Genomic DNA, 13,414 nt, shown 5'->3' with positions numbered 1-13,414 from the left:
AGGTAGTACATGCAAGCTTTAATCGACTCGGTAGGCACGCTTTCTGCCAAAGAAAGAAAAGCCCTGGCGATTTTGCTTAAAGAAAAGGGCATCAACCTTTTTGGTATCGCTCCTATCAGCAGCCGCGGCGCCGACGAGGCGCCGGTTCTCTCCTACACCCAGGAAAGCCAATGGTTCCTTTGGCAACTGGAGCCCGACAGCACCGCCTACCACATCACCACGGCGTTGCGCTTGACGGGAGAACTGGACCTCGGCGCGCTGCGCCATGCCTTCGATACCCTGATTGCCCGGCATGAAACCCTGCGTACTACCTTTTGCGAAGAAGATGGCGTCGCGGTGCAGGTGGTCCAGCCACCGGCGCCGTTGGACATCCGGATCATCGACCTGCAAGACGGCGGCCTGTCCTATGAGGAACAGGTCCATGCCCTGACCGACAGCGAGCGCCAGCCGCCCTTCGACCTGCGTAACGGCCCGCTGCTGCGCGCCAGCCTGTTGCGGGTGGCGGCGGACGACCATGTGCTGGTGCTGACCCAGCACCATATCGTTTCCGACGGCTGGTCGATGGGGGTGATGGTCGACGAGTTGATCCAGCTCTATGCCGGCTACCGCCAGGGGCGCGCGGTGAGCCTGCCGGACCTGCCGATCCAGTACGCCGACTATGCCAGCTGGCAACGGCAGTGGATGGACGCCGGCGAACGCGAGCGGCAGTTGGGCTATTGGTTGACCCAACTGGGCGGGGAGCAGCCGCTGCTGATGCTGCCCCTGGACCATCCGCGCCCGGCGATCCAGAGCTACCGGGGCGCGTTGTTCGATATCCCGCTGGGGGACGAACTGCGGCTGGGCCTCAAGCAACTGGCGCAGCGCGAAGGGGCGACCCTGTTCATGCTGTTGCTGGCCTCGTTCCAGGTGCTGCTGCACCGCTACAGCGGCCAGGCCGATATCCGCGTCGGCGTGCCCACGGCCAACCGCAGCCGGGTCGAGACCGAACGCCTGATCGGCTTCTTCGTCAACACCCAGGTGTTCAAGGCCGAGGTCGACGGGCAACTGGGGTTCACCGATTTCCTACAAGCGGTCAAGCAGACTGCCTTGATGGCGCAGTCCCATCAGGACCTGCCGTTCGAGCAACTGGTGGAGGCCCTGCGCCCCGAGCGCAGCCTGAGCCACAGCCCTCTGTTCCAGGTGATGTTCAACCACCAGACGGCGGTCAAGAAGGACGCGCAGAGCCAGCGCCTGGACGACCTCGCGATCGAAACCCTGAGCTGGCAGGGGCGCGCGGCGCAGTTCGACCTGACCCTGGACACCTTCGAGTCCGAAGACGGCCTCTGGGCGTCCCTGACCTACGCCACCGACCTGTTCGAGGCGTCGACCATCGAGCGCCTGGCCCAGTCCTGGGTGCAACTGCTCCAGGGCATTGTCCAGCAGCCGCGCCAGCGGCTGGGCGACTTGCCGTTATTGGGCGCCGCCGAGCAGCACCAGCTCCTGCACGAGTGGACGCCGCCGACCGGCGAGTTCCCCAGCGAGCGCTGCGTGCACCAGCTGGTGGAGCTTCAGGCGCAGAAAACCCCGACCGCCCAAGCCCTGTTGTTCGCCGGGCACAGCCTGAATTATCAGGAACTCAATGCCCGGGCCAACCGCCTGGCGCACAAGCTGATCGAGCTGGGCGTCGGGCCGGAAGTGCGGGTCGGCGTGGCGCTGCAACGTACTCCGGAAATGGTCGTGGCCCTGCTGGCGGTGCTCAAGGCCGGCGGTGCCTACGTGCCGCTGGACCCGGATTATCCACAGGACCGTCTGGCCCATATGCTGCGCGACAGCCAGGCGCAGATCCTCTTGACCGAGAGTGCATTGCTCACGGTGCTGCCGGCGGTGGAGTCCTTGCGGACCCTGCAAGTGGATGCCCAGCCGGGCTGGCTGGATGGGTATTCGACGGAGAATCCGCTGTCGCAAGCGACCCCGGACAACCTGGCCTATGTGATCTACACCTCCGGTTCCACCGGCCTGCCCAAGGGCGTGGCGATTGCCCATCGCAACGTGCTGGCACTGATCGACTGGTCGAACCGGGTCTACAGCGCCGACGACCTGCAAGGCGTACTGGCCTCGACCTCGATCTGCTTCGACCTGTCGGTGTGGGAGCTGTTCGTGACCCTGTCCAGCGGCGGCTTTATCGTCCTGGCGCGCAACGCCCTGGAGCTGCCGGAACTGACGGACCGCGACCGGGTGCGGCTGATCAACACCGTGCCGTCGGCGATTGCCGCCTTGCAGCGCAGCGGGCAGATCCCGCCGAGCGTGCGGATCATCAACCTGGCGGGCGAACCGCTGAAACAGGCATTGGTGGACACCCTCTACCAGCAGCCGGGGCTGGTGCATGTCTACGACCTGTACGGTCCGTCGGAAGACACCACGTACTCGACCTACACCCGCCGCGAAGCGGGCGGCCAGGCCAATATCGGCCGGGCCATCAGCAATACCCAGAGCTATATCTTGAGCCCTGACCTGCAACCGGTGCCGGTGGGCAGCGCCGGCGAGTTGTATCTGTCTGGTGCCGGGGTGACCCGCGGTTACCTGGCGCGCCCGGGGCTGACCGCCGAGCGCTTCGTGCCCAACCCGTTCTCCACCGACGGTGGCCGGGCCTACCGCACCGGCGACCTGACCCGCTACCGCGCCGACGGGGTGATCGAGTACATCGGTCGCATCGACCATCAAGTGAAGGTCCGCGGTTTCCGTATCGAGCTGGGGGAAATCGAAGCGCGGCTGGTGCAGCAGGCAGCGGTGCGCGAGGCGTTTGTCCTGGCCCAGGACAGCGACAATGGCCAGCAGCTGGTGGCTTATATCGTGCCCACCGACGCCGAGGTGGCCCTGGCCGGCGATGCACAAGTGGCGTTGCGCGAGGGCATCAAGACCGCGCTGAAAGAACATGTGCCGGATTACATGGTGCCGTCCTACCTGCTGTTCCTCGAAGCGCTGCCGCTGACACCGAACGGCAAGCTCGACCGCAAGGCGTTGCCCAAGGTCGACGCGCAGCAGATGCAGCACGTCTATGTGGCGCCCCACAGCGAACTGGAACAGCAGATCGCGACGATCTGGGCCGATGTGCTGAAGCTTGCGCAGGTCGGCGTCACCGATAACTTCTTCGAGCTGGGCGGCGACTCGATCATCTCGATCCAGGTGGTCAGCCGCGCCCGTCAGGCCGGTATCCGTTTTACCCCTCGGGACCTGTTCCAGTACCAGACGGTGCAGGGGCTGGCGACGGTGGCCGAGCGGGGCGAGGGCGGGGTGCGGATCGACCAGGGCCCGGTGCGCGGCGCCACGGCGTTGTTGCCGGTGCAGCAGTGGTTCTTCGAGTCGCCGATGAGCGAGCGGCATCACTGGAACCAGTCGGTGCTGCTCAAGCCGGCCCAGGCCTTGCGCGCCGAGGTGGTGGAAAAAGCCTTGCAGGCGCTGCTGGTGCAGCATGACGCCCTGCGTGTGCAGTTCAGTTCGCACGCCGATGGCTGGACGGCGCGCTTCGCCGAGGTGGCCCAGCAGCCGGACCTGCTGTGGCAGGTCGCGGTGGAGAACGCGCAGGCCATGGAGCAACCGGCGATCGAGGCCCAGCGCAGCCTGGACCTGGAGCACGGGCCGCTGTTGCGGGCCGTGCTCTTCACCTTGCAGGACGGCAGCCAGCGCCTGTTGCTGGTGATCCATCACCTGGTGGTGGATGGCGTGTCCTGGCGGATCCTGCTGGAAGACCTGCAACAGGCCCACGCGCAACTGAGCGCCGGCCAGCCCCTGGCCTTGCCGGCCAAGACCCACTCGACCCAGGCCTGGGCCGAGCGCATGCAGGCCTATGCCAAGAGCGAAGCGCTGCAAGCGGAACTCGGCTACTGGCAAACCCAGCTGCAAGGCGTCGAATCGAGCCTGCCGACCGATCGCCCGGCGACGGCGTTGCAGAACCGACATGCCAGCAGCCTGAGCTCGCGCCTGGACAAGGCGCATACCCAGCGCCTGTTGCAGGACGCCCCGGCGGCCTACCGCACCCAGATCAACGATTTGCTGCTCACTGCCCTGGCCCGGGTCATCACCCGCTGGACCGGTCACGACAGCGCCCTGGTGCAACTGGAAGGCCACGGCCGCGAGGAGCTGTTCGACGACCTCGACCTGACCCGCACCGTGGGCTGGTTCACCAGCATGTTCCCGGTGAAGCTGACGCCGCAGGCGGCCCTGGCCGACTCGATCAAGCAGGTCAAGGAACAGCTGCGCGCGGTGCCGAACAAGGGCATCGGCTTCGGTGCCCTGCGTTACCTGGGCGACGAGGCCGCGCAACACACCCTGGCGGCCCTGGCCGTGCCGCGTATCACCTTCAACTACCTGGGCCAGTTCGACGGCAGCTTCGACGAGCAGGATGCCCTGTTCAAGCCGACCGGCGAGCCCAAGGGCGAGGACCAGAGCCCGCTGGCGCCGCTGAGCAACTGGTTGAGCCTGGATGGCCAGGTCTACGGCGGCGAGCTGAGCCTGAGCTGGACTTTCAGCACCCAGATGTTCGATGCCGCGACCATCCAGCGCCTGGCGGACGACTATGCGGAGGAACTCAAGGCCCTGGTGACGCATTGCTGCACGCCGGAGCAGGGCGGCGCGACGCCGTCGGACTTCCCCCTGGCCGGCCTCAGCCAGCAGCAGCTGGACCGTTTGCCCGTGGCCCTGGCCCAGGTCGAGGACCTCTACCCACTGTCGCCGATGCAGCAGGGCATGCTGTTCCACACCCTGTACGAGCAGGCGGCGGGCGACTACATCAACCAACTGCGGGTGGACGTCGACGGCCTCGATCCGCTGCGCTTCCAGCAGGCCTGGCAGGCGGCCATCGACCGGCACGACATCCTGCGCACCGGTTTTATCTGGCAGGGCGAGGTGTCGACGCCGCTGCAAGTGGTGCACAAACACATCGCCCTGGATTGCAGCGAACACGACTGGCGCGGCCGGCCGCAGCAACAGGAGGCGCTGGACGACCTGGCGAGCGCCGAACGCCAGCGCGGCTTCGAGCTGGACGCGGTACCGCTGTTGCGCCTGACCCTGGTGCGTCTCGACGACCAGCGTCATCACCTGATCTACACCAACCACCACATCCTGATGGACGGCTGGAGCAACTCGCAGTTGCTCGGCGAGGTCCTGCAGCGTTATGCCGGCCAGTTGCCGAGCCATGCGCCTGGCCGCTACCGCGACTACATCGGCTGGCTGCAACGCCAGGATGCCCAGGCCTGCGAACGCTTCTGGAAAGAGCAGTTGCAAGCGCTGGACGAGCCGACCCGGTTGACCCAGGCGCTGTCGCGGGTCGCCGACATTCCGGCCGGCACCGGCCATGGCAAGCATCATCGCGACCTGGACCTGGCGCAGACCGCGCGTCTGGGCGAGTTCGCCCGGCAGCAGAAGGTCACGATCAATACCCTGGTGCAGGCGGCCTGGCTGTTGCTGCTGCAACGTTGCACCGGCCAGGAAAGCGTGGTGTTCGGCGCCACGGTGGCGGGGCGCCCCGCGGAGCTCAAGGGCATCGAGCAGCAAGTCGGCCTGTTCATCAACACCTTGCCGGTGGTGGCCACGCCGCGTCCGGACATGACCGTGAGCCAATGGTTGCAAGCGGTGCAGGAGCGCAACCTGGCGCTGCGCGACTACGAATACACGCCGCTGTACGACGTGCAGCGTTGGGCCGGGCTGGGCGGCGACGCCTTGTTCGACAACATCCTGGTGTTCGAGAACTACCCGGTGTCCGAGGCGCTGGAAAAAGGCGCGCCGGCGCAACTGCAATTCGGCGCGGTGGGCAACGTTGAGCAGACCAACTACCCGCTGACGGTGGCGGTCAATCTCGGCGAGAGCCTGTCGTTCGAATTCATCTATGCCCGCGAGTCGTTCTCCGAGCCTGCGATGGTGCAATTGGGCGGGCACTTGCAGAGCCTGTTGCTGAGCCTGATGGAGCATCCGCGAACCGGCCTGGGCGAGTTGCCGCTGCTGACGCAGGACGAGCAGCAGCGCATCCGCCAGGACTGGGACCACACCCACGCGGTCTACCCGACCGATCGTTTCGTTCATCAACTGTTCGCCGATCAGGCGGCCAAGGCCCCGGACGCGCCGGCGGTGTTCTTCGCCGAGCAGCGCCTGAGCTATCGCGAGCTGGACATTCAAGCCAACCAACTGGCGCACAAGCTGATCGAGCTGGGCGTCGGCCCGGAAGTGCGGGTGGCGATCGCCATGCCGCGTTGCGCGGAAATCATGGTGGCCTTCCTCGCCGTGCTCAAGGCCGGCGGAGTGTATGTGCCGCTGGATATCGAGTACCCGCAGGACCGCCTGCGTTACATGATGCAGGACAGCGGCGCCTGGTTGCTGCTGACCCAGGATCATCTGCTGGATCGCTTGCCGATTCCCGATGGTTTGCCAACCTTGTCGGTGGAGCGAGCCGCGGATTTTGCCAGCTATCCCGCCAGTGCTCCGCAGGTAGATCTGGCCGAGGAAAACCTCGCCTATGTGATCTACACCTCCGGTTCCACCGGCTTGCCCAAGGGCGTGGCGGTGTCTCACGGACCTTTGGCCATGCACAGTTTGGCCACCGGCGAACGCTACGAGATGAGCCCGGCGGATTGCGAACTGCACTTTATGTCCTTCGCCTTCGACGGCTCCCACGAAGGCTGGATGCACCCGCTGATCTACGGCGCCAGCGTGCTGATCCGCGACGACAGCCTGTGGTCGCCGGAATTCACCTACGAGCAGATGCATCGCTATGGGGTGACGGTTGGCGTGTTCCCGCCGGTCTACCTGCAACAACTGGCGGTGCACGCCGAGCGCGACGGCAACCCACCGGCGGTGCGCGTGTACTGCTTCGGCGGCGATGCAGTGCCGCAAGCCAGCTACGACCTGGCCTGGCGCGTGCTGCGGCCCAAATACATCTTCAACGGCTACGGCCCGACCGAAACCGTGGTTACCCCGCTGATCTGGAAAGCCAAGGCAGGCGATCCGTGCGATGCGGCCTACGCGCCGATCGGCAATATCGTCGGCAATCGCAGCGCCTACGTGGCCGATGCCAACCTCAACCTGTTGCCAGTGGGCGTGGCCGGTGAGCTGTACCTGGGTGGCCTGGGCGTGGCTCGCGGTTACCTGGACCGGCCGAGCCTGACCGCCGAGCGGTTTATCCCCGATCCTTACAGCACCACCGGCGCGCGGTTGTACCGCAGCGGCGATTTGACCCGCTACCGCACCGACGGCTTGGTGGAATACGTTGGCCGCGTCGACCATCAGGTCAAGGTGCGCGGCTTCCGTATCGAGCTGGGCGAGATCGAAGCGCGGCTGCTGGAACAGGACCCGGTGCTGGAAGTGGCGGTGATCGCCCAGCCAGGGCCGAGCGGCCAGCAGCTGGTGGGTTATATCGTGCCGGTGGACGCCGACGTGGCGCATAGCAACGAGCGTCAGGCGCAACTGCGCGAGAGCATCAAGGCACGCCTGCGGGAGAATCTGCCGGACTATATGGTGCCGACCTACCTGCTGTTCCTCGAAGCCTTGCCGCTGACGCCGAACGGCAAGCTGGACCGCAAGTCGCTGCCGAAAGTCGATGCACAGCTGATGCAGCAGACTTATGTGGCGCCGCAGAACGAACTGGAACAACAGATCGCGGCCATTTGGGCCGATGTGCTGAAGCTGGAACAAGTGGGCGTCACCGACAACTTCTTCGAGCTGGGCGGCGACTCGATCATCTCGATCCAGGTGGTCAGCCGCGCCCGTCAGGCGGGTATTCGCTTCACCCCGAAAGACCTGTTCCAGCACCAGACGGTGCAAGGCCTGGCGACGGTGGCGGAGCAGGGCGAGGGCGGTTTGCAGATCGACCAGGGCCCGGTGCGTGGCGCCATGGCGCTGCTGCCGATCCAGCAATGGTTCTTCGACACCCCGGTGCCGGAACGTCATCACTGGAACCAGTCGGTCTTGCTCAAGCCGGCCCAGCCGCTGCAAGCGGACGTTGTGGACGCGGCCTTGCAGGCGCTGACGGTGCAGCATGACGCCTTGCGCCTGCGTTTTGTCGAGCGCGAGGGGACCTGGAACGCTGCTTTCGCCGAGTTCGACGCGCAGGCGCAACTGCTGTGGCAGGTCAGCGTGGCCGACGAGCAGGCGCTGCAGCAATCCGCCGAGCAGGCCCAGCGCAGCCTCAACCTGGAAGGCGGCCCGCTGCTGCGCGGCGTGCTGTTTACCCTGGCCGACCAGAGCCAGCGTTTGTTGCTGATCTTCCATCACCTGGTGGTGGACGGGGTGTCCTGGCGGATTCTCCTGGAAGATTTGCAGGCCTTGCTGGGCCAGCGCGCGCTGCCGGCCAAGTCCAGTTCGACCCAGGCCTGGGCCGAGCAGTTGCAGGCCTATGCCAGCAGCGCGGCCTTGCAGCAGGAGTTGGGTTACTGGCAGGCGCAGTTGCAAGGCGTGGTCTCGGACCTGCCCTGCGATCACGGCCGCGACGGGTTGCAGAACCGGCAGGCGCACAGCGTCGATACCCGCTTGAGCAAGCGCGACACCCAGCGCCTGTTGCAGGACGCCCCGGCGGCCTACCGCACCCAGATCAACGACCTGTTGCTCACCGCCCTGGCCCGGGTCATCACCCGCTGGACCGGCGACAGCAGCGCCCTGGTGCAACTGGAAGGCCACGGCCGCGAAGAGCTGTTCGACAGCATCGACCTGAGCCGCACCGTGGGCTGGTTCACCAGCGTATTCCCGGTGAAGCTGACGCCGCAGGCGGCCCTGGCCGACTCGATCAAGCAGATCAAGGAGCAGTTGCGCGCAGTGCCGAACAAGGGCATCGGCTTCGGCGCCCTGCGTTACCTGGGCGACGAGCATGCGCAACAGACCCTGGCGGCCCTGGCCGTACCGCGCATCACCTTCAACTACCTGGGCCAGTTCGATGCCAGCTTCGACGAAGAGCAGGCGTTGTTCGTCCCGGCCCGCGAAGCCAAGGGCGAAGATCAAAGCCCGCAGGCGCCCCTGGGCAACTGGCTGACCCTCAACGGCCAGGTCTACGGCGGCGAGCTGAGCCTGGGCTGGAGCTTCAGCCAGGGGATGTTCGACGTGTCGACCATCCAGCGCCTGGCGGACGACTATGCCCGCGAGCTCCAGGCGCTGATCGAGCATTGCAGCCAGCCCGAGCACCGCGGCGCCACGCCGTCGGACTTCCCGCTGGCCGGCCTGAGCCAGCAGCAACTGGACCGCCTGCCCGTGGCCCTGGCCCAGGTCGAGGACCTCTACCCGCTGTCGCCGATGCAGCAGGGCATGCTGTTCCACACCTTGTTCGAGGAGCAGGGCGGCGACTACATCAACCAGTTGCGGGTGGACGTGGACGGCCTCGACCCCGAGCGCTTCCGCCAGGCCTGGCAGGCCACCGTGGAGCGCCACGACATCCTGCGCAGCGGCTTCCTCTGGCAGGGCGAACTGCCGGCGCCGATCCAGGTGGTGTACAAACAGGCCACCCTCGACTGCGTCGAGCACGACTGGCGTGCCCAGGCGCATCGGCAAGAGGCGCTGGACACCCTGGCGGCGGCCGAGCGCCAGCGCGGCTTCGATCTGGCGGCGGCGCCGTTGCTGCGCCTGACCCTGGTGCGGCTCGACGAGCAGCGTTACCACCTGATCTACACCAACCATCACATCCTGATGGACGGCTGGAGCAACTCGCAGCTGCTTGGCGAAGTGCTGCAACGTTATGCCGGTCAATTGCCCGCGCACCTGACCGGGCGCTACCGCGACTACATCGCCTGGCTGCAACGCCAGGACGCCCAGGTCGGCGAGGACTTCTGGAAGCAGCAACTGCTGGCCCTGGATGAGCCGACCCGTCTGGCCCAGGCCATGGCCGCGGGTGTGCAGGCGCCGCAGCCAAGCGGCCAGGCCAGCCATGCCTGCACCCTGGACGCCCAGCAGACCCGCGGCCTGAGCGAGTTCGCCCGGCAGCAGAAAGTCACGGTCAACACCCTGGTGCAAGCCGCCTGGCTGCTGTTGCTGCAACGCTGCACCGGGCAGGACACCGTGGTGTTCGGCGCCACGGTGTCCGGGCGCCCCGCGGAACTCAAGGGCGTGGAGCAGCAGATCGGCCTGTTCATCAACACCCTGCCGGTGGTGGCCACGCCACGTCCGGAGCAGTCGTTGAGCGACTGGTTGCAGGTGGTGCAGGCGCGCAACCTGGCCCTGCGCGATTTCGAGCACACACCGCTGTACGACGTGCAGCGCTGGGCCGGCCTGGGGGCCGATGCCCTGTTCGACAACATCCTGGTGTTCGAGAACTACCCGGTGTCCGAAGCCCTGGAGCAGGGTTCGCCGGCGCAGCTGCAATTCGGCGCGGTGGGCAACGTTGAGCAGACCAACTACCCGCTGACCCTGTCGGTGTTCGTCGCGGAGCGCTTGTCGTTCGACTACAGCTATTCCTTGCAGCACTTCAGTGCCGCGGCGATCGAGCAGTTGGCCGCGGGGCTGCGGCAGGTGCTGCTGGCCATGGTCGGCAACCCCCGGCAGTGCCTGGGCGAGCTGTCGCTGCTCGACGACGGGCAGCGGGCGACGATCGAGCAGACGTCGCGCCAGGCGGCCACCCACGTGGGTCGCGACCTGAACGTACAGCAATTGATCGAGGCCCAGGCCCAGCGCACCCCGGATGCCGTGGCGCTGCTGTGCGACGGCCGGCAACTGAGCTACCGGCAGTTCAACCAGCGGGCCAACCAGTTGGCGCACAAGCTGATCGAGCTGGGCATCGGCCCGGATGTCCGGGTCGGTATCGCCGTGGAGCGCGGGCTGGACATGATTGTCGGCCTGCTGGCGGTGCTCAAGGCCGGCGGCGCCTATGTGCCGCTGGACCCCGAATACCCCCAGGACCGCCTGCACTACATGATGCAGGACAGCGGCATTCAACTGCTGCTGACCCAGACGCCGCTGCTCGATCGCCTGTGCGGTGCGGTGGACGTACCGCACCTGTGCCTGGACTTGAGCCACGAATGGCTGGACGGCTATGCCCTGGGCAACCCGCCCGAGCGCAGCAGCGCGCAGAACCTGGCGTATGTGATGTACACCTCCGGTTCCACCGGCCGGCCCAAGGGCGTGGGGATCACCCAGGACGCGCTGAGCCAGCACGCCCGGGCCACCGCGAGCCACTTCAAGATGACCGCCGAGGACCGCGGCCTGCAATTCTCCACCTTCAACTTCGACGCCTTCGTCGAGCAGTTGTACCCGGCGCTGATCTGCGGCGCCTCGGTGGTGATTCGCGGTAAAGAGCTGTGGGACAGCGAGACCTTCTACCGCGAACTGATCGAGCAGGGCATCAGCATCGTCGACTTGAGCACCGCTTACTGGTTCATGCTCGGCAAGGATTTCGCGGCCAAGGGGCCACGGCACTTCGGGCGTCTGCGCCAGCTCAACCTGGGCGGCGAGGCCATGGCGGCGGAAGGCGTGGCCGCCTGGAAACAGGCCGGGCTGGATCAGGTCTGCCTGCTCAACACCTACGGCCCTACCGAGGCCACGGTGAGTGCCACGGCCCATGACTGCGGCGCTTACCTGAGCGGTGCCGAGCCGATGCCGGCGGTGATTCCCCTGGGCAAGGCGTTGCCCGGGCGTGCCATCTACCTGCTGGACAACAGCGGCCACCTGCCGCTGAACGGGGTGATCGGCGAGCTGATGATCGGCGGCGAGCTGCTGGCCCGGGGTTACCACGACCGTCCGGGCTTGACGGCGGAGCGCTTCATTCCCGACCCGTTCAGCCAGGACGGCGGGCGCCTGTACCGCTCCGGCGACCTGGCGCGTTACGACGCCGAAGGCGTGATCGAATACGCCGGGCGTATCGACCATCAGGTGAAGATCCGCGGTTTCCGTATCGAAATGGGCGAGATCGAAGCCCGTCTGCTGGAACAGCCCCAGGTGCGCGAAGCGGTGGTGCTGGCCCAGGAGGCGGCCGGCGGTCCGCAGTTGGTGGCCTATGTGGTGGCGGCTGACAGCCAGGAAGACCAGGCGTCGTTGCGCGAGCAGTTGAAGGCGGCGCTCAAGGCGGTGCTGCCGGACTACATGTTGCCGGCCCATCTGCTGTTCCTTGAGGCCCTGCCGTTGAGCCCCAACGGCAAGCTGGACCGCAAAGCGCTGCCCCAGGCCGATGCCAGCCTGTTGCAGCAGGCCTATAGCGCGCCACAGAGCGAGCTTGAGCAACAGCTCGCGGCGATCTGGACCCAGGTGCTCGAGGTCGAGCGCGTGGGCCTGAACGACAACTTCTTCGAGCTGGGCGGCCACTCCCTGGATGCCTTGCGCCTGATCGGTGCGATCAACCAGGCCCTGGGGCTGAAACTGAGCATCAACGCGCTGTTCACCGCACCGACCGTCGGGCAACTGGTGGCCGTCATCGACGCCGGCCAGGCCGCTGCCGCGGACAACGTCATCGCCTTGGGCGGTTCCGGTCAGCCGCTGTTCTGCTTCCACCCGGCGGGGGGCAGCGTGTATGGCTACCTGCCGCTGGCGGCGCGGTTGCGCGACCGTTGCGCGGTGTACGGCGTGTTGCATCAGTCCTACCTGCAAGCCGACTGGACAGAGGTTTCATGGCTGGCGATGGTCCAGCGCTACGTGGCCAGCATCCGCAAGGTGCAGCCGGTCGGGCCTTACTACCTGGCCGGTTGGTCCCTGGGCGGGTCGATCGCCATGGACGTGGCCAGCGAGCTGGAGGCGGTCGGCGAGACCGTGCGTTTCCTCGGCCTGCTCGACCCGACGCCGCCCCAGGAGGCGGGCGATCGGGTCGAGGAGCAGGCGCTGCCAGTCAAGGTGACGGCCGAGTCCGAGTGGCGGGCGATCGTCGACAAGCTGTGCCTGCTGTTCCCGGCCAGCGCCGAGTCGATCGAGCAGCGGCTGAGGCAGGAGGCGGAGTTGAACTGGCAGAGCATCCACGGCTGGGTATCCCGGCATATTGCCCTCGAACCGGGCGAGCTTGCGCGTGCGGCCGGGTTGTTCAAGGCCGAGTTCGACGCGGCGCTGGTCGGCGCGGTGTTCGACGATTTGAGCGCCTTGTCCGCGGCCTATGCCTACCGTCCGTTGCAGGTCGCGCCGCACCTGTGGTGGTCCGGCGACTATGCCCGCGAACGTATCGATACCCTGGAGCAGGCCATTGGCCGCGAGGTGTCGGGCGGGCAGATGGCGGCTTCGCGCAGGATCGAGGTCGGCCATGAAGCGATGGCGGACAGCGCGGCGCTGCTGGAGAGCTTCAGGGAGCAGCTGCTGACCCACTTGAACTGAGTCGCCGACAAAGGCCCGGACCGGTAACGGTCCGGGCCTTTGTCGTTTCTGGCTGTCAGGTATCGGCTTGCTGTTGGCGCGGCCTGCTGCCGTTCCTCATGGACGCAAGCATGCCGGCACAGGTACGCACCAGCCTTGGGGCGGTGTTCAGCGAGCGCATTGGAGGCGGGGAAACGAGGGCAAA

1 protein-coding gene is annotated in these 13,414 nt (G+C 66.6%); it reads left to right on the top strand.

What is annotated here, in order from left to right; genetic code table 11:
* Window positions 1-9 precede the first annotated feature (9 nt).
* Window positions 10-13,230 carry a non-ribosomal peptide synthase/polyketide synthase gene (locus BTN82_RS19750; protein ID WP_075120783.1) on the top strand — a complete coding sequence of 4,407 codons (13,221 nt, stop codon included), beginning with the start codon at window positions 10-12 and terminating at the stop codon, window positions 13,228-13,230.
* Window positions 13,231-13,414 lie beyond the last annotated feature (184 nt).

Source organism: Pseudomonas chlororaphis (assembly GCF_001921865.1).
In the GTDB taxonomy this organism is placed as follows: Bacteria; Pseudomonadota; Gammaproteobacteria; order Pseudomonadales; family Pseudomonadaceae; genus Aquipseudomonas; species Aquipseudomonas chlororaphis_D.
This window is presented reverse-complemented; position numbering and strand designations above follow the sequence as displayed.

Coding starts and splice junctions, on each gene's coding strand:
- BTN82_RS19750 (WP_075120783.1), top strand. CDS start 10: ATGCAAGCTTTAATCGACTCGGTAGGCACGCTTTCTGCCAAAGAAAGA.